A 20229-nucleotide genomic window follows, 5' to 3' on the forward strand; every position below is an offset into this window, starting at 1 on the left:
TTCTTTTCCAAAAAAACTTTCTCATCGAATAAGCATGCTTTTTACCCCCTTCACCAAAATATTATCTATAGATATTCATGGATCTAAAACAATAGTTCCCAACGTACATAAGCCTAGATCATTACCATTTTCTAACTTTCTTGATTTTGAAATTGCTTTTGTATTTCGTTCCACTATTATGACGTCAACAAGAATACCATTAGTAATATTTTTCACTATTCTTTACATAGCAATTTCAACACATACTACTTTAACTTTGCAGATGGAAACGCTTCTAAATTGAGGAAAATATGATTACTGGATTAATTATAGTTTTAAAGCTTGTTAAAAAATCAGCGCCGCTCCCTTTTCCCTATTCAAATTATATTTTTTACGCAGTTGATTGGAGATAATGTTTTTTTGTATCTCAGAAGTACCTTCATAAATTCTGGTGATTCTTGCATCACGGTAGTAGCGCTCGATTGGATAGTCTTGCATATAGCCAAGTCCGCCGTGTATTTGTACGGCTTTATCAGCTATGCGGCAATACGCTTCAGATCCGTATAGTTTCGCCATAGACGCTTCACGAACGACATTCATTCCCTGATCCACCATCCAGGCCACCCGATAGGTTAAGCTCCGCAGTGTTTCAATTTCCAAATCCATTTCAGCCAAATAATGCTGAATGATCTGCTGTTCGAAAATAGGTTTGCCAAATTGTTCTCTTTCCATCGCAAAGTCCAGCGAAAGTTCAAGCAGTTTGACGCATGAGCCCAAGTTTCGTGCTGCCAGTGCCGCTCTGCCATTGGCCAGAATTTTTAAGGCGTTTACAAATCCCTGTCCTGGCTCACCTAACACATTTTCCACGGGAATCTCACAGTTTTCAAAAAATAGTTCCACTGACTGAGCGCCATGCAACCCCATTTTCGCTTCTTTCTTTCCAACAGTGAAACCTGGAGTATTTCTTTCCATGATGAAAGATGTAATTCCTTTCGCACCTTTACTTGGATCAGTCACAGCCATAACTGTAAATATATCTCCAATGGTTGCATTCGTAATATAATGTTTTGAACCATTCAAAATGTATTTATTACCTTGGCGAACTGCAGTTGTTTTAATGTTGGCGGCGTCTGAGCCTGCACTTGGCTCAGTTAATCCAAAGACTCCAATATGTTCACCGGCAGCCAGTTTAGGCAAGTACTTCCTCTTTTGTTCCTCATTCCCCATTTCCACAATTCCTACCGTGCCTATACCGTTATGGCCGCCAATGAGGGTTGTATACGCATTGGATGTTCTTCCCACTTCTTCAAGAATTGCGAATTTACTTACTGTATCAAGACCTAGACCGCCATATTCTTCAGGAATACTTAAGCCAAACAGCCCCATTTCCTTGCTCTTCTCTACTATGGATTGCGGAATTTCATCTGTCTTCTCAATTTCATTTGCCAGCGGATCTACCACGTTGTAAACAAAATCACGGACATTTTTAATTAATAACTGAGTATCCTCGGAAAATTCAAAGTTCATTATTCTTCCACTCCTAGTCTTCATTATATTTTTCATTTCCTGCTATCTTGTAAGCGGTCACAATCCGTCACCTATTACAGGCCTAGCTGCTTTGCGATAATAACTTTCATGATTTCGTTGCTTCCCGCATAAATGGTGGAAGGGGCAACATCACGATAGCGTCTTGCAATCTTATATTCTTCCATATAGCCATATCCGCCATGAAGCTGCATACATTCCCCCGAGATTCGTTTCGCCACATCAGTAATCCACCACTTCGCCATAGATACTTCAGTCACGACGTCCTCATCATTCATATGCTTAACAATTAAATCATCCATAAATGTTCTGCCAATCTGAACTTGCGTTGCCATCTCCGCAATTTTAAATTGAGTGTTCTGGAGCTTGCTCAGCGGATTTCCAAAGGCTTCCCGTTTCGTGACATAATCTACCGTTAAACTGAGCATATCTTCAGCAGCCACCAGCACATTATTCGCTGATACCAGTCTCTCTTGCTGCAGTTTTTGCATTAAATACGAAAAACCTTTTCCTTCTTCACCCAGCAGGTTTTCAACTGGCACGCGCACATCTTCAAAAATCAATTCTGCTGTATCCTGGCTATGCATTCCCATCTTCTCCAGCTTTTTGCCGCGTGAGAATCCAGGCATGCCTCTCTCCACAATCAGCAGGCTTATTCCTCTATGAGCAGGTCTAATCTTTGTGTCTGTTTTGCAGGCTACTATGACCACGTCCGCATGAATACCATTCGTAATAAATATCTTTTCGCCATTCAATACATAGTGATCGCCGTCTCTGACTGCGTTCGTTCGAATATTAGCCAAGTCAGAACCAGCACCAGGTTCTGTCATCGCAATTGCCGTAATACTTTCCCCTGTAACACATTTCGGCAAGTACTTTCGTTTCTGCTCTTCAGTCCCGAATGAATCTATATAAGGGACGATGATATTACTGTGCGTTGCTATCCCGAGGATTCCTGCACCAATTCTTGATAATTCTTCACCAAGAATATTTGAGAATCCGAAATCAAGTCCCATTCCGCCATATTCTTCGCTGATTTCAGGGCATATAAAACCGTTCTTCCCAAGCCCTTCCCAGAATGTTCTGGGGACCAGACGATCTTTTTCCCATTGATCATAATAAGGAACCGCTTCCCTCTCAAGATACTTCTGTAATGTATCTCTAAACATCGTATGTTCATCCGTAAAGAATGAACGATCAGCTTTTCCGCACTCCAGAACGCTCGCTGCCTTCATTTTGTCATCTCCCGGTAAAATTGTTTTTTTACTATCCAATTCAGATGAAAAGCACAGTTTTCTCAAATTATTTCATGCCGGCCTTTGCATCGTTCACTTTTTTAACAGATCATTTCGCAATACTTGTTTCAAAATTTTACCGCTGGCGTTTCTCGGCAACTGATCAACAAACTCTACATATTTCGGCTTTTTATAGGAGGCCAAATGTTTTGTGCAATAATTAATGACTTCATCAGCGCTAAGTTCTTCACCTTGCTTACATACAATGAACGCTTTAACACTTTCCCCCCAATTGATATCCGGCACACCCACCACTGCACACTCGAAAATACTTGGATGCGCATGAAGAACTGCTTCAATTTCGACGGGATAAATATTTTCACCGCCACTAATGAGCATGTCTTTTTTCCGATCCACAATATAGATAAAACCTTCCTCATCAGCTCTTACAATATCTCCACTGTGGAACCAGCCGCCTTTAAATGCTTCTTCTGTTCCTTCCGGGTTGTTATAATACTCTTTCATCACGGAAGGACCGCGAAATACAATTTCTCCTGCTTCACCGACAGGAACATCATTCATATTTTCATCTACTATTCTTGCTTCTACACCTAAAATAGGTTTACCCACTGATTTTGTCTTTCTGATAACATCCTGGTTATTTAAGCTCGTCGCTGCGGGACTCATTTCCGTTTGACCCAACGTTTCATTGTAAGATGCATTTTTTAATGTCGACATAATCTTCTTTTTCAACTCCAGCGGACATACTGCACCGCCTGAAGAACATTCAATGACGGAGGATAAATCATACTTTTCTAAATCTGTCACTTCAAGTACAGAGTTCCACATGGCTGGAACTAGCATTATTGAATTGATTTTCTCTTTCTCAATAGTTACTAGAGTATTTTCAGGATTAAAGTCCCGGTGAATAACTGCGGTTCCATTAATTAGGCAATTTTTTATCAGACCTGCCATTGCCGCTACATGAAATAAAGGCGGGATAATTAATTGTTTTGCATATAAAGGCGTCTTTGTCTCCCAAATGATTTGCAGACGATTAATATATAGGTTTTTATGTGTCAAAACCGCACCCTTTGGCTTCCCTGTCGTACCGGATGTATACACAATCATTCCGGGGTCATTGTCAGTCAGATCCTCGCATGGTGTGTACAAAACAGGTTCCTCAAAAATTGAACTGTACGTGATACCGTTTTGTATGGTCCCCGTATTGTTTACAATAACCAAGGTTTCTACGTTAGGTATTCTGTCTTGGATGGACAGTATGACTTCTGCAAATTCATTGTCAATAATTAGAAGTTTAGTATCAGAATTGTTAATAATGTATTCCAGTTCATTTGCGGCCAGGCGGAAGTTAAGCGGTACACCTACGCCGCCTGAGAGAGACACACCAAAGAAAACTTCGATAAATGGCAAGCCGTTTTTCAGAATAAAACCGACCTTATCATTCTTTTTAACTCCATTGGATTGAAGCCAGCCTGCCAAGTGCGTGGCCCGGTCGTCCATTTGTTTATAGGTCACTCTTTCGTCTTCAAAAACAAAAGACTCTTTATCAGGCGTTTTATGTGAAGCTTGTTTCAGCAGTTCACCGATTAATAATTGCTGGGATAATACTAATGAAGATGTAGACATTCTATTTTCTCTCCTTCATAAATTAGTAACTGCGCCTGCGTAAAAAACCTTAATGTAGTCTTTTCAGTACCGGGATATCCTTTGCATGTTGCTTCTTCCACCCATTCATCCCAAAGCGTCTACGCGGAACCACGAAACTTGTTCGTTTCTTCATCGGAAAGTGTTATGTCGTCATCTTTTCCCCTGAACTTCTTCCGCGAACGTTGCATATGTAGAAACTAGTAATGAAGTATTGTTTTCAGTCATTAAACTAGATAATTGTGAATTAAGCTCTTCATTGAAAATTCGTTTTATATCTTCAGGAAGTTTCTCATGAAATCTTTATTCATAATTGCAACAAGTATAAACAAATTTGGGTTTATTTGAGATCTTCTACTGTAATCAAGCAGTCTGTAAGCGATTACATAAAATCAGAACATGTTTATTTCAATAAATGTATATAGCGCTAGAGTTCCAAAATTAAGTAGACGGAATGTACGTAACTGCAGAAATATAATCAAATAAAAGTAGAAGAATACAAGATAAAGAGGACGGTTCCTTACTGAAAACAAGTACTCATTTTGAAAGGAAACACTAGATTAACACGCAGGCTATGGAAGACTATGACAAATTATTATGATCGTTTTTGTACTTCGAACAATTTAGTAACCGTTGCTCTTTTGATCTCATCACATTCATTCTGCAATCTCCTTTCTATTGTAAATTCCTTTCGATTTATCTTACATATGAAATTTCAAACTGTCAAGAAGATTCCGAATATAGAGTGTTTTTAATTAAAACCCTTTAAAAACAGACTTTATACGACATTTTAAATATATTTATTTTTTCACCAGTGAAAAAATATTATCTAATGTGTATGCGATTTTTTCATTCCAAGGCATTAGGTAACACTAGTACGGCCTGTAGATAATAAGATCAAAAAAGTTACATAATCTCCAATTTATATATCAATGGAAAACGATAGCCTGGTCAATTGTATCCACTGTCAAATCGAAAAAACATTTACCGGGAGGCTTCTTTTCAGCTTTAGAATATTTTTGGACCAACGAAGGAATATTCCAACGTTGGATGAAAAAAATATTTTGCCTAAGTAGTATACAGAAAAAATGATCAATACGAATAGTTGTTTCTTAAAGACTTATCAAAAAGAAGAACTGAACTGAGACATAAACATATAATTCAGCGTGAACAACCATAATTGACAAATTAAAACCGCGTAAAACCAAGAATCTTGCAACTTGGTTTTACGCGGTTCTTCTATACTATTAAGCTTTGCTGCATTTTCTATACACTGTTTGAAATTATTTATTTTCAGAGCATGGTGACGGCGGGAATTTTCACCTTAACTCATCACTTAAAGGAACAATAACCTCATTCAATACATGAATCCAATCACGCTTCATTTCTGGTCCGTATTTTAACGGCTTCGCTCCTGGATTTTCAGCTTTATACTTATCGAAATCTTTACTGTCTAGAATACCTCTGATATTCGGAATGGTGTCTGACCCCACGGTGTACTGAATTGCTGATAAATGAAGTTGATCCTCTTTTACAAACCACGTATTAGACTGCGCTTCTATCGCGTCATCATAAGCTGATGTGAAATAACGTCGCTTGACTGAGAAAATATCTTCATCTTCGTCTACTTCCTTAGCGTCAATGGCATTTAGAATATCCGTATATACGTTTTTTACGACATCCGTCTTATTCAGTTTTTGAAGCGCCTTTTCAATTTCTTCACGGATATCTGGACTATTCGCTGCATAAGTTTCCAGTAATCGGTCAATGTAAGTAGAGTCGATGTCATACAGCTTAATCGCATTTTCTCCAAAGAACTCAATTCCTGAAAAGTCGGGTTCATCATCTGGATTTTCTGGATCCACTTCGTCTATCAGTGAACCTTTCACTGTGTGATATATCCCCACGTATTCCTCCAAGATTTTCACCTGTTCTTGAAGTGCTTTTGATTTCTCCATGTCATCGTTGTAATCATCATAGGTAACCAGCGCTTCATAGGCATTGTTTAGCTCTTGGAAGGCTTTGACGAACTCAATGCGTTCTTCAATCGGTGAATGCTCGTCGATACTTTCAGGATTCGGTACTGACTCAGTAAAGGACGAATGGGCTTTCTTGAAGCGTTTCTTCGATTCCTTATATGATGGGTACACCAGATTGGTTTCTTCTTGTGCTTGCGAATAAAGTTTAGTCGCTTCGTTCACGTTATGTTCCATCGTCGCCGGCTTCCTGAATGTGACAATCAAGCCTTTCTTTTTCCCTGGATACGTCCGGTTAGTCCGAGAAAATGCTTGAATCAGATTCGCATAACTTAGATTACGATCTACAAATAAGGTTTGAACCGTTGGCGCGTCGAACCCCGTTAACAGTCGATCGACGACAATGACTAAATCGACTTGCTTCCCCAACTGTTTAAATTCAGCCCTCTTGCGCGCCAGTCGGTTGTTGATGTCGCCATTGTAGCGATTAATATCTTCTATTGACCAAGACGTTCCGTAATACGCGTTGTAATCCTTGATAATCTCTTTCATCTCGTCTTGATTCTCTTTGGAGTCTTCTTCATTTTCCTGCAATGAATACGTGATCGCCACTCGCGGAAAATCCGGATCGTCAATGGTGCGACCTTTTCGGATCGGATGCCCAGCGAACTCCTTCGTCAGCCAATCGGGATCACGTGTCATGTCCTTGATCGCATGATAGTATCGTTTCGCCATTGCAATCGAGCTGGTAGTTAAAATGGCAGACTTCTGGGGTCTTCCATTTTCAAAACCAAATTTAGTATAGGCATTGTCAGGGCGGAATATCTTATGAAGGACTTTTTGAATATGCTCGTCCCGTTCATAAGACGAGGGTTCAATATAGGTTTCCCTTTCGATTCCGTCCATCTGATCAATTTCATCATTGATTTCATTGTCACTTAGCGCAGCATAATTCTCTTTCGCACGCAATTGAGTAAAGATGTAGTTGGTCAAGGAGACGGGCTCAATCGTATCTTCATGCTCTACTTGAAATCCTAATACTGCTCCATCGTCTAGCGCATTTTTTATCGTGTACGCGTGCAACATTTCACCGTATTGATCACGTGTCGTCCGAGCCAACCGACCTTTTGCTTGTTTCTTGTTCTCGTCAAAGATCGGAGTACCTGTAAAGCCGAACCACGTAGAGTTAGGGAAGAACTCCTTAATTGCTTCCATCCCCTCTGCACTTAAAGCTCGGTGACATTCATCGACCACAAATACGATATGCTGTCCCATGAGCTTCTTAAAGCGTTGCGACCCTTTTTGTTCTTCTTGTTTCTCTGCATAGCGTAAGGCAGCTTCCAATTTTTGACGCGTCGTAATTATCACTGTATTGGAATTGGCACTGGATAGCAGCGTGTCACTCAATTCTTTCGAGCTTCCTGTTCCGACAATTAAACTATTTGACTTCGCTGTGCCTGACGAAATACCAGTATTAAATTCCGAAGCAAATTTTGTAAATTCGCTCGTCGTCTGATTGTCCAAGTCTTTCCGGTCAATCAACATCACGGTGCGGTCTACACCTGCTTTTCTGGCGAGTAACTTGGTTGACACAAAACTCGTTAAGGTTTTCCCCGAACCGGTCGCGTGCCAGACATAGCCAGATTGGTGTTTCATCGCCGATGTGAATAACGCTTCAATCGCATGAATTTGATACGAATGCAGTACCATCAAGGCTTTATTGTCCTGATCTTCACTGACAATTGTATAATTCGCGATCAATCGATGCGCGTCCGGTATATTGAGGACTTGCTTGACGAACTCATACAGATTGTCCACTTTTCGATTATCCGTTGTACGCCAGCTAGAGAGGAATTTCCTGTGCATATCTTTCGGCATGGCATTCGCAAAGTAGCGAGTCGTTTGCTCATTGGATATGACAAACAATTGCAGTGTAGAAAAGATGTTATTTCGGAACAGCCCTTCTTCTGCATACTTCTTGATTTGATTATGGGCTTGAAACACGCCATCTTCCGCAGTAGCTTGTTTCAATTCAATTTGTACAATCGGCAATCCATTGATCAACAGCGTGACATCAAATCGACGATCCCGGTCCTCTACACTCGTTTTATTCTTTGCAATCTGATGAACGACTTCATATGTAGAGATCCCCCCTCCTATATCTTGATTGGAGTACAGAACCAATGACATAGCCCCGATGGAAACATCTTCACGTTCAATCGTAATACGGGCAATGCCATTCTCCCCTTTTAGCCATTTCGCCGCTTCAAAAGGAGTTTTGGTTTTTAACAGTAATTCTGTTTTAATGATATCGAATTCAGCATCGGTTAATGGCGTTTCGCCGATTTCCGCTAAGTTATTCTGAATAATCTTTTGCCGTAAATTCTTCCAGAGATCGTCTTCTGACTTCAGATCGGGACGGTAGTTCCATTGGTTGTGTCCTTCTCCTAAGACTTCAATCAGGCGACGTTCTACTTCTTCTTCATCGTTATGAGGAATTTTCGTCATGCGTTATCCTCCTTTCTATTCGCTTAGACAAACATCTTTTGCAGGAAAGCTTTTTTTGTTTGTTGTAGGGCTTCTAATTCACGCTGATGAAGGATGATAGTATCATCGAGTTGTTTGAAAAAAGAGCCGATTTTTTTTTGTTCATTTAGTCTTGGGAACTTTGCAGTTATTTGCTTGAATTCCGTCTTGCTTATCATAGGTTGAGCACCTGGAGTGGTTCGCATCTTTATCTGATTTTCAACCTCTTTAGTATTCAACAAATAATAGGTAAAGGAATTATCATTTTTTGAACTTCTCAACAAGACCGCATTTGATGATAAAGTCATTGGTTTACCAAGTTCGGGGACTAAAAAGAACTTCCCAATGGTACCTCTGTCTGACATTAAGATATCATTCTCGTACACTGTCGATTTATCTAGAAATTCAAACCCCTTTTGATCAGTATACAGCCATGGACCTTTCCAATTATTACTCGCATCTGTAAGTCTTATCATATAAGCATAATTCTCTGTATGATAAAGTTTTACGTTATCCTTTAAGTCTTGAAAACTACCGTTTGAAACGAAATCTGTATGAACATCAAACACTTTTTCAAACCTATGCTGTACCCAATCCTCAGTAAACCCCGGAAACCGAACTTCCGGCACTGCTTCCCCTTCTTTTGGGAACATTTTTTGCAAGAATCCTTGTTTTGTTTGTTTGAGGATGGTTAGTTCTTGCTGCTGAAGAGAAATAACATTATTAAAACTACGTATTAAGTTGACTATTTTTTCTTGTTCCATAATGCTCGGTACTTTAATTTTGATTCCCATGAATTCTTCATATCCTATATTCAAAAGCCCATCCATACGTGCTCCTGAAGAGATAAGTTTTGCTAGTTCTTTATCAGTCTTTTTTGTTTCAAACATATACTCGATAAAACTAGCAAGCGAGTATTTATTTACTCTGAAACTATGATAGACCCTCGGTACTAATGCTTCGTCATAGTTTTTCAATTCATAGACAACACCATACTTCGCTAATTTTGAATTTCCCTTATTATACGAGAGCTCTCCTTTTGAAAGTAATGTATAATTTTTTTGTTCTTTTCCTGCAATGTTTGCTGAGAATCTTTCTCGTTGATCTAGCCAGCCACTTGCTGCTGATATAGTAAGTGTAGGTAAGTTCATTCGTCCATCATTGCCGCGTACACGCTCTGTTAGTTCCCCCAATTTGCGAAGTCCCCACGTATCATTAAATTCAGGAAAACGAATGTTAGGAATATTTTTATTTTTCACGATTAAACACCTCTAGTGCACCTTTAATCCATTCAGAATCCTTCTCATCAAATTGGAGCGAAGAAATCATTTCATACAGATTGGATTCTAACTCTACCTGTTCTTTTCTAATGTCTTTTATTGTTGTACCAATTTTGGCCAAGTCAATAGGTTCTTCTTCTTCAAAAGAGTCTACGTATCTAGGAATATTCAAGTTGAATTCATTTTCTTTAATTTCCTGGAAAGAAGCAACATGAGAATATTTATCAACGTCCTCTCTCTTAGCGTAAGTGTTTACAATTTTATCGATGTTGGATTTGGAAAGCCTATTTTGATTCCTACCTCTTTCAAAGTCATTACTCGCATCAATAAACAACACATCTCTGGTAGTACGGTTTTTCTTTAGGATAATGACCGTTGTTGGAATTGAAGTTCCAAAAAACAGGTTCCCTGGCATTCCAATAACCGTATCAATACTTCCATCTTCTAACAACCTTTTACGTATGACTCCTTCCGCTGCTCCACGGAACAAAACACCATGAGGTAATACAATCGCCATGGTGCCTGAATCTTTCAAGTGATACAGTCCATGTAATAAAAACGCAAGGTCTGCTTTCGATTTAGGTGCTAATCGTCCATACCGATTGAAACGAGAATCGTCCAGGAATGTATCATCAGCTGACCATTTTGCTGAATATGGCGGATTCATTAAGACTGAATCAAATGTATAGGGTTCTTCTGTTGGCCAGTCTTTGTTCAGGGTATCCCCGTTGCTTAAACGCATGTCTTCCTTGTCCACGCCATGCAAGATCAAGTTCATCTTTGCTAGATTGTATGTAGTCGTGTTTAACTCTTGTCCATGATATTTGACGCTTTCGGGATGATTGATATAGTTCCGGACGTTCAACATCAATGAACCGGATCCCATCGTCGGGTCATATACGCTAAATAACTTTTTATCTTCTTGACCGAGTGCCGCAATACGCGCCATCATGACCGATACTTCATGTGGTGTATAGAATTCTCCTGCTTTCTTGCCGGCTTCTGAAGCGAACTGACTGATCAAGAACTCATAGGCATCTCCAATTACATCTCCACCATGCCCTAATAAATTAATCGGATTCAGCTTCTTAATCACTTCTGTAATTGTAATATTTCGCTGCTGTGGGTCTGATCCCAGTTTATTAGAAGTTAGATCCACATCATCGAACAAGCCATTAAATTGATCATATTTTGTAGACAAGTCGATAAATGCTTTATTTAAGTCGGTTAATTGGAACGTGTTTTGTTTCGCCTGATCTGTTAAGACATTGAACAAGTAATCTGGTTCGATATCATAACCTAATGTATCTACCAGTGTTTCAATCAAGTCCTCTTTTACATCTGCATCGGCTAATAACTCCCTATAGAGTTGTGTTTGTTTATCTGCTGTATCGTATTCTTCTAGTGATTCATCGGAAAGCTCGACTACTTTCTCTAATAAACGGTCGGATAAGTATTTGTAAAAAATCAAGCCTAATAGATAGTTTTTATATTCTGATGCATCCATTTTACTGCGCAAGTTGTCGGCAGCACTAAATAATCTCGAGTTCAATTCAGCCATGTTGTGTTCCTCACTTTTCTGTCATTAGTTTACTTTTTTAAAATCTATTTAATACAATTCTGGGTATGATGTTTCTAAAACAGAAGTTTTTCACTTCATACTTCTCATAATCGCTCCACCCCTATCAACATTATACCATAAGGGGGCAGTACGGCTGATGAGACGCGGACACCATTAGTCGCCATAAAATGATCATTCATAATGCCCAAACGAACTGATCTGGTAATTGTATTCATCTTTGCTCCAGTAAGATTTATAGTGGTACCCATGGAAGTAATAGTCGCTAATCTAAAAGGATTTTTATTATTTGAATTAGATAGTTGAACAATTTACTCACAGTCAAACTATCTAAAATATAAAATTAAAAATATCATTAGAAATTCTATGAAATCGTATGACACTAATAAACGTCATAAACCTTGATATGACAGGGTTTATGACGTTCGATGAAATTCCATGATATTACTTTTTGGAGATGCCAGGAGTTGGACAGATATACCCAACCGCCAGATTCTGCAAAGATTTAAAACAACTAGTAAAACGGTTTATCCTACCGGTATGACCGATCAACGCGATGCAACAGCCGCAAGAACATTCCTAAAAAGTTTACTTCTTCATCCGTGCCGTGAAGAGAAAAATCATCCTACACTTTTGGCATTGATGAACTGAAAAATACAAGACATATTACAGTCGGTTTACTGAACACCACTTTCCAGAATCGCAAATGATTTCCGTTCACAATCAATCTCAGCCTTCGCTCCATACGGCAAGATACACTTCGGTTCCGTATGTCCGAAATTTACGTTATAGAGAATTGGCAGATGTGCCAGTTTATATTCCTTCATTACTTTTCGGATTTCTGCTTTATATTCCTCGTAATATTTTTCATCCTGGGGTTTGCCAAAAATCATTCCATTGGCTGCTTGGAGAATACCTTGTGCTGCATAATTACGCAGCCAACGTGTAATGAAACCCGGCTCAGGTTTCTCTTCCGATGTTTCAAAGAACAGAATACTGTTATCCCAATACTTTGTATCCGGCCAAAGCTCTGTCCCTTTCGCAAACTCCAGTACTTCCATACAGCCGCCGATCAGCCGTCCTTGCACAACACCTGAACCTTGAAGCAGTTCATAGCCCTTGTTTTGATTCATCGTCCGCCGTATATTTTTATTCGATTCTACCCATTCCAGTCTCTCGCTTGTCCATTCTTCAGCAGGTTGAATGTCTCCGATTTTTTCATTGGAAAAGAAAGTCCGGTTCACCATTTCGATTGTATATGGATTCATCTCTACGTTTTCAGCGAAATCAGTTAAAATAGCCGGCCCGTAAAAAGATGAAAGACCCGCTTTATGGCAAAACAAATGGGATATGGTGACATCAGAATACCCTGTGAAAATCTTGGGATTGTTTTGTATCACCTTGAAATCAATATAGGGAAGCAATCGAATACTGTCCTCTCCTCCAATATTCGCAAATATTCCTTTAATAGCTGGGTCATTGAACGCCGTCATTAGGTCTTCAGCACGCGCTTCGGGATGTTCATATAGATAATCTGCTCCCTTCAAACTGTTGGGCATCGGAACAGCGATCAAACCAAAGATCTCCTCCAGTCTTTTCACTCCTTGTTCATAGCGCCACCTAAGTTCCGGTTCGCCCGCACCTCCCCACGACGGACTGACCGTCGCGAAATGATCTCCCCGCTGAAGTTTCTTTGGTTTCGTCAGCATTCTGGACCTCCTAGTATATTTTTTATTTCTTCGACTTTTCTTCACACATGAATTTCAAAGTTCCTTCCGTTACATCATAGAAACTTTAATATACACATAGAGAATGAATGCCACGGGAATGAACGTACTGATCAGACCAATAGCGCGCAGCTGCTTCTTCAGCTGCAGAGCAAAGCCAATCATCCAAGCAGCCGCCAAACCGAGTATCATGATATTAGGAGAAGATCCTTCGCCTATGCCACTAATTGCATAACCTGCTACACTATTTATAGTTACAAATAAGCCGGTTAGCAGATTCACTGCAATCCACATCAGTCTTTTCAAATACATCTCCCCTTTTCTCAATCAAACTGTCAGAACCATCTGGACTGTTTTCAAACTATGGCCAGCAAAATCATCGACATATTCTCTGATCGGCTTAAATCCTTTTGCCTCATAAAATTGCTTTCCCACGATATTTTCCTTTTCCACTTCCACGACAATTTCCTTCACACCCCCAAGCTCTTCAATCCCTTTTCTTAAAAGAGCTGTCCCCATCCCTTTGCCCTGATGCTGCGGATAAAAATAAATGGCGCGCAACTCCGTCCTTCCCGTCTCATCCACCGGAGAAAAATCTGCAAACCCAACGACTTCACCAGCCACTTCTGCAACAAATACATGCGAACCTGCCAAGCGGCTTTCCATCATCTCGTCACTATAAGCCACCCGAAGAAAATCATCTTGAATCTCACGCGGAATAATCCCCTCATACGTAGCACGCCAGCTTTCAAGCGCTATATCCTGGACTCTCTTACAATCACGCTCCGCCATGTCACGAACGATATAATCCACTCAGCGTCCCTCCTGTCGCAAGTCTGCATAGTATGTCTGCATTGATACTAGTAAAAAATCCGCCACTCGCTTCGATACTAACAGCCTTTATTTTATCTCTTTGGATAACGCCTTGTAATCCTATAGAAAAACACCTCTCCATTGATTCCATAAGGTTCTATACGTAATGTTCGATAAAAGGTGTTTTTTTCCTTCTTACTGGCCAGCGTTCTTTATACAAAAAAATAGCCGGAAATGAATTTGGTTTTTATGACCATCATCATTTCCGGCTATTTAGTATTCTTTATCACATCATTGGATGAACAGATGTTGTTTTACAGTACGTCTGTTTTATCAAGTAGCTGCTATTTTCTGCTGGCCATATACAGGAATGCCATCTATAAATGTAGACAGTACCTTTATGTCTTTGATACCTTTCGGATCGATGCTTGTCGGATCTTCTTCAAGCACTGCGAAATCTGCGCGTTTTCCTACTTCGATACTTCCTGAATTTTCTTCATCAAAGTTCAGCACCGCACCGTATATCGTCATGGATTTCAAAGCGGTGATAACATCACATCGCTGTTCCGGACCTAGCACCTTTCCTTCTCTCGTTATGCGGTTTACAGCCGCCCATACTGAAAATAACGGTGAATTATGCCAAGCTGGATAGTTTTCAGACATTAAACCATGTTCCAAATCGTAGTACTCATCACTTGTATAAGCGGCTGTCATAATCTCTTCTTTATTGACTGCTAAGTTTACAGCTTCTCTTGCTTTTTGGTCAGTGAAAAGTCCTTTTTTCTTATTGAACACACTAGTTAAAAATGATGCGGGGTCCAGATGGAGTTCCAAATTTGAATCTGTTTTTAATTGCTCAATATTATCAGTCAGAATTTGAGTAGCTAAATCATACTCTCCTGTTTGCATTCCTGCTGCACGGGTAGAGGCATCTTTCACAATATGGAAGTAGATCGTGTCAACCAAAGGCTCTCTTTTCCCTACCAATCCGCTCGCTTCACCTGAAGGCGATGTGTACTCTTCATTTTTAGCTAACTTGATATGTTGGTCTTGTTTCCACTCAACGAACTTGAAAGGACCCGTTCCGATGTATTCTTTCACACCCGTAGCCGGATCAGCTGCTTCAATTACTTCTTTTGGCATAATTGCGCCAAAATTACTGCTCATGGCCAGAATATATTTCACAATCGTTAAAGGCTTATCCATATGCAGCACTACCGTATCCTCATCTTCTTTTACAAATTCAGAATTCGATAAGTACGCAATTGCCTTTCCGTTTAAACTTCTCCAGCGTTCCATTGAAGCAACCACATCATCTGCCGTCATTTCGTTGCCATTGTGGAATTTCACATCTTTGCGTAACTTAAAAGTGACGTCTTTTCCATCTTCACTGATTTCATAAGACTCTGCCAGCAATGGTGCCACTTCGTTGTTTTCATCGAATGACAAAAGCTGTTCAAAAATATTACGGCTCACATCAGTCGTGGTTGCTGTATTTGAAATATGCGGATCTATTGTATTCGGCTGCGCATTATACCCAATATTCAGCGTGCTTTCTCCGCTGCTACTTCCACTTCCTCCACTATCATCTGAACAACCGGCTATCATAAACACCAAAAGTAAACTGAACAATATTCTATACATCTAATTCCCCCCTCCCATTTTTATAAAAAATTCTTTTTTACATTCCGTATATACTGCAAGTTCATCACTACTGAAGTTATCATGTTGTGTTTTTTTATAATTGCTGAATAACGTCTTATACATCAGAATTCCATATCACCTCCTCTTATTATTCGATATGCTCGTATTCACATGTAATCTGCCTTGAAGTACTCGGGATTTCCGATTCCTCCCTGATAAAGTGACTATGATGAATACTTTATAATCAGTGCATGAAGCACTGTCTATTCATATAAATGACAGGCTACCGTGTGACCCGGAGCCACTTGTGTCAGCTGCGGCATTTCCGCTTTACATCGGTCCATCGCATGCGGGCATCTTGTATGAAACACGCATCCAGCGGGAAGATCTGAAGGCGAAGGAACATCCCCTTTTATAAGTATGCGGGTATTTTTCACTGCCGGGTTCGGTATCGGCACTGCGGATAATAATGCCTGACTGTACGGATGCAGCGGTTTTTTAAATAACTCATCTGTTGGGGCCAATTCTACGATGTTCCCTAAATACATCACGCCAATTCGATGAGCAATATGACGAACCACACTTAAATCATGAGCGATAAACAAGTAGGACTGTTTAAATTCCTCCTGCAATTCCTGCAATAAGTTAATCACTTGAGATTGTATGGAAACATCCAATGCCGATACAGGTTCATCGCAAACAATGATTTTCGGATTAACCGCCATCGCTCTTGCCAATCCAATACGCTGTCTTTGACCTCCTGAAAATTCATGCGGGTACCGGTAATATTGGTCGGCTCGCAAACCGACTTTGTTAAGGAGATCCATCGCTTTTTCTGTTCTTTCATGTTTCGTTCCAATATTTTGAATTCTCATTGGCTCTTCAATGCTGTAACCGATTCTTTTCTTCGGATTCAATGAGGAATGAGGATCCTGGAAAACCATTTGAAGCTCTTTTCTAATAGGTAAGAATTTCTAGTTTTCTAGCTTGAAAATATCTTGACCCTTATAAAACGCTTCACCTTCCGTCGGTTCAGTCAGACGCAAGATAGTTCTGCCCATCGTACTCTTTCCGCAGCCAGATTCTCCAACGATTCCTAACGTCTCTTTTTCATATAATTCAAACGTCACACCATTAACTGCCTTTACGTGGTTCACTGTTTTTCCCAAACTGTTATTAATAGGAAAATGTTTTTTCAAACCTTTTATTTGGAGAAGAGGTGCTTCTTTTTCATACGGTTGTAACATCTTTGATTACCTCCTCATTCGCAACTTTTGCGTAATGCCAGCATCTGACCTTTTGGTTTTCATTTACGGTTTCTAAAGTTGGCGCTTCACTCAGACAAAGTTCATCTGCAAATGAACATCTTGGCGCAAAACGGCAGCCTTGTGGTACGTCATGTAATGAAGGAACCACCCCGTCGATTACATGCAATTTTTGCCTTCGGTCACCATCGAGCTGCGGTATCGATTTCAGCAAGCCTTTCGTGTACGGATGAAGCGGGCGTGAAAACAGTTCTTCGACGTTACTTTCTTCAATGACTTGACCGAGATACATTACGACAACTCGCTGACACACTTCGGCAACTACACCAAGATCATGCGTAATCATAATGACTCCCATGTTCATTTCCTTTTTCAAATCATTGATGAGGTCTAATATTTGCGCTTGGATCGTTACGTCTAAAGCAGTTGTCGGCTCATCTGCTATCAATAGGTTCGGTTCACATGCCAATGCGATCGCTATTAATACCCGCTGTCTCATTCCCCCGGAAATTTCATGAGGATACTCATGAACTCTCTTTTCAGGCGCCGGAATACCTGTTAATCGCAGCATTTCTTCCGCTCTTTTATAAGCTTCTTTTCTTTTCACTTTTTGATGAAGCATAACCACTTCCGCAATTTGATGACCAATCGTTTGACTTGGATTGAGTGACGTCATAGGGTCTTGGAATATCATGGATATCTGATTGCCGCGAATGTTCCGCATTTCTTTTTTATTCAGGTGTAATAAATTCTTCCCTTGAAAAAGTACTTCCCCTTCGTATTTAGTGGTACGTTCATTTAGCAATCGCATGATCGATTCGGATGTAACACTTTTTCCGCAGCCGGATTCACCTACAACGCCTAAGATTTCTCCTGGTTTCACAACGAAGCTCACATCATCCACCGCTGTCGTCGGGCCTTTCTCGGTAGAAAAAGTAGTTTTCAGATTTTTTACTTCTAATAAATTAGTTTCTGACATCGTAAACCCTCCTTGTATCTAACTATGGATATTCGTATCAGTCAGTTATTTGTTAGCTTTATTTGAATGAGGATCTAACAAATCACGTATTCCATCGCCAAGCAAGTTTGAGCTCAATACAGCTAATAAAAGGAATACACCCGGGAATACAGTCATCCACCAAGCAGTAGTAATCACACTTTTTCCATCAAATAATATATTTCCCCAGCTTGGTTCCGGGGCAGGAATACCTGCTCCCAAGAAGCTCAGTGCTGCTTCGATGATCATAGCAACAGAGAAAACATACGTAATTTGTACAATTAAAGCGGGAAGGATATTCGGCGCAATGTGGAGCCAAATAATTCTCCATGAGCTTGCCCCCTGTGCTTTCATCGCTTCTATATACGTTTGTTCTTTAATCACGAGTGCTGCCGAACGAACGACCCTGGCAACTACAGGACTTTCAACAATAACTAATGCAATGACAACATTTATGGCGTTTGGACCCATCACAGCCATAATAGCGATGGCCAGAAGAATGGACGGGAATGCCATTAAGCCATCTGCAAATCGCATAAGCACATGATCCAGCGGCCGGTAATAGGCAGAATATAACCCGAGAAATAAACCGATGACCGCTGTAATCAGCGCTACAGTGATCCCAATAATTATAGATACTCGCGCACCGTAAACTACACGGCTGAATATGTCCCGTCCAAAATTATCAGTGCCAAACCAATGCGTTGAACTGGGCGGCTTCAGACGATTCATCGTTTCTAGTTCATACGGCGTAAACTGTACGATGGCTGGTGCAAAAATCGCAATCAAGCTTATAAAAAATAAGATGACACCGCCCACGACAATCATTTTATTCGCCAATATGCGTCTGATAAACAGAGCGCGTCTCTCATTGGCAAGTTCTTTTTTATGCTGTAATGTTGTGTCTGATTTAACAATTACCTCATTAATAGTATTCATCATTCATCCCTACTTTCTATTGAGCCTTACGCGGGGATCGATTACCCCGTACAATAAGTCAACAATTAGATTCACAAACACATAACTGACTGCAATCAATAATACTGTTCCTTGAATCACTGCATAGTCTCGACGGGATACCGAATTTATAATTAATTGGCCAATTCCCGGGATGTTAAATACTACTTCTACAACAATTGCACCCGCTATCAATGTTCCAAACGTTTGCCCCATAACGGTCAAAATCGGGATAAATGCATTTCTTAATGCATGTTTGTAAACTACTGTTCTTTCTTTCACTCCTTTGGCATGTGCTGTTTTAATATAATTCATACTCAAGATATCCAACATGGAGGACCTGGTCATTCTGGCAATTAACGCTGCCTGTATGGCTCCTAAGGTAATTGCGGGTAATAAGAGGAATTTCAAATGGGTGAATAATCCTTCACTTAACGGTTTATATCCTGCAACAGGCAGCCATCCCAAATTTACTGAAAATAGTAAAATGAGTAAGAGACCTAATAGGAAACTAGGTACGGAAATTCCGAGTAAAGCAAACACCATGAAAAACTGATCTGCTTTTCTGCCGCGCTTGGTTGCTGCAATAATACCAAATGGCAATGCAATTACTATAAAGATGATCTGAGCGAAAATAGCAAGGGATAGTGTAGGGCCCAAATGGCTTGTAAACGCTTTCAAAACTGACATCTCCATAAAGTAGGACCATCCAAGATCCCCCTTCAGCAATGCTGTAAACCATACGAAGAACTGCTCTACGATCGGCAAATCAAGTCCAAGCTCCGTCCGCAGCTTTTCTATGTCTTGCGGAAGCGCTTCCGGCCCAAGTATAATAGCCGCCGGATCTCCCGGTGTAAGATGTATTAAGAAAAATACAACTACTGCAACGACAAGTAATATTGGGATCAGTGACAATACCCTTTGTAGAATATATACCTTCAAAAAAACTCCTCCTCTTCTGTAAATATATTTGTCTTTCATTTTTGAAGTTGAATGTTTATTCAATGGAACGATATTCTGTTATTTGTAAATTCATAT

Annotated in this window: 13 protein-coding genes and 1 pseudogene; all 14 read right to left on the reverse strand. The window is 40.1% G+C overall.

All coding sequences use genetic code 11. The features are described 5' to 3' along the window. Positions 1-324: 324 nt before the first annotated feature. Entirely contained in the window at positions 325-1506 is a 1182-nt protein-coding gene (locus tag SporoP33_RS01585; RefSeq protein WP_081242120.1) for an acyl-CoA dehydrogenase family protein, read from the reverse strand. Positions 1507-1580: 74 nt separating this feature from the next. After that, positions 1581-2759 carry an acyl-CoA dehydrogenase family protein gene (locus SporoP33_RS01590; protein WP_081242121.1) on the reverse strand — a complete coding sequence of 393 codons (1179 nt, stop codon included), beginning with the start codon at positions 2757-2759 and terminating at the stop codon, positions 1581-1583. Positions 2760-2852: 93 nt separating this feature from the next. Continuing rightward, positions 2853-4409, reverse strand: coding sequence for an acyl-CoA synthetase (locus tag SporoP33_RS01595; protein ID WP_081242122.1), 1557 nt, complete (start codon positions 4407-4409; stop codon positions 2853-2855). A gap of 1337 nt (positions 4410-5746) precedes the next feature. Continuing rightward, complete coding sequence (locus SporoP33_RS01600; protein ID WP_081242123.1) at positions 5747-8911, reverse strand: type I restriction endonuclease subunit R; 3165 nt, start codon at positions 8909-8911, stop codon at positions 5747-5749. 23 nt (positions 8912-8934) lie between these two features. Further along, positions 8935-10188 carry a restriction endonuclease subunit S gene (locus SporoP33_RS16185; protein WP_196796829.1) on the reverse strand — a complete coding sequence of 418 codons (1254 nt, stop codon included), beginning with the start codon at positions 10186-10188 and terminating at the stop codon, positions 8935-8937. Further along, on the reverse strand, positions 10178-11770 hold the full coding sequence (locus SporoP33_RS01610) for a type I restriction-modification system subunit M (protein WP_081242124.1): 1593 nt from the start codon (positions 11768-11770) through the stop codon (positions 10178-10180). The genes SporoP33_RS16185 and SporoP33_RS01610 overlap by 11 nt, the downstream gene beginning before the upstream one ends. Positions 11771-12465: 695 nt before the next feature. Continuing rightward, on the reverse strand, positions 12466-13497 hold the full coding sequence (locus SporoP33_RS01615) for a S66 family peptidase (protein WP_081242125.1): 1032 nt from the start codon (positions 13495-13497) through the stop codon (positions 12466-12468). Between the two features lie 69 nt (positions 13498-13566). Further along, positions 13567-13821, reverse strand: a complete 255-nt coding sequence (locus tag SporoP33_RS01620; RefSeq protein WP_081242126.1) for a hypothetical protein — start codon at positions 13819-13821, stop codon at positions 13567-13569. 21 nt (positions 13822-13842) lie between these two features. Further along, the gene (locus SporoP33_RS01625; protein WP_231293282.1) at positions 13843-14328 is read right to left on the reverse strand and encodes a GNAT family N-acetyltransferase; all 486 of its coding nucleotides are present in this window, start codon (positions 14326-14328) and stop codon (positions 13843-13845) included. Between the two features lie 333 nt (positions 14329-14661). Further along, the gene (locus SporoP33_RS01630; RefSeq protein WP_081242127.1) at positions 14662-15972 is read right to left on the reverse strand and encodes an ABC transporter substrate-binding protein; all 1311 of its coding nucleotides are present in this window, start codon (positions 15970-15972) and stop codon (positions 14662-14664) included. Between the two features lie 263 nt (positions 15973-16235). Continuing rightward, positions 16236-17219, reverse strand: a pseudogene (locus SporoP33_RS01635) (ABC transporter ATP-binding protein). Continuing rightward, positions 17203-18216: an ABC transporter ATP-binding protein gene (locus SporoP33_RS01640; protein WP_081242128.1), complete on the reverse strand. Its 1014-nt coding sequence runs from the start codon at positions 18214-18216 to the stop codon at positions 17203-17205. The pseudogene SporoP33_RS01635 and the gene SporoP33_RS01640 overlap by 17 nt, the downstream one beginning before the upstream one ends. Positions 18217-18261: 45 nt before the next feature. Next, positions 18262-19173: an ABC transporter permease gene (locus tag SporoP33_RS01645; protein WP_081244717.1), complete on the reverse strand. Its 912-nt coding sequence runs from the start codon at positions 19171-19173 to the stop codon at positions 18262-18264. A gap of 9 nt (positions 19174-19182) precedes the next feature. Further along, the gene (locus SporoP33_RS01650) at positions 19183-20133 is read right to left on the reverse strand and encodes an ABC transporter permease (RefSeq protein ID WP_081242129.1); all 951 of its coding nucleotides are present in this window, start codon (positions 20131-20133) and stop codon (positions 19183-19185) included. Positions 20134-20229: the final 96 nt, after the last annotated feature.

The sequence above is a fragment of the Sporosarcina sp. P33 genome (genome assembly GCF_002077155.1).
GTDB lineage: Bacteria > Bacillota > Bacilli > Bacillales_A > Planococcaceae > Sporosarcina.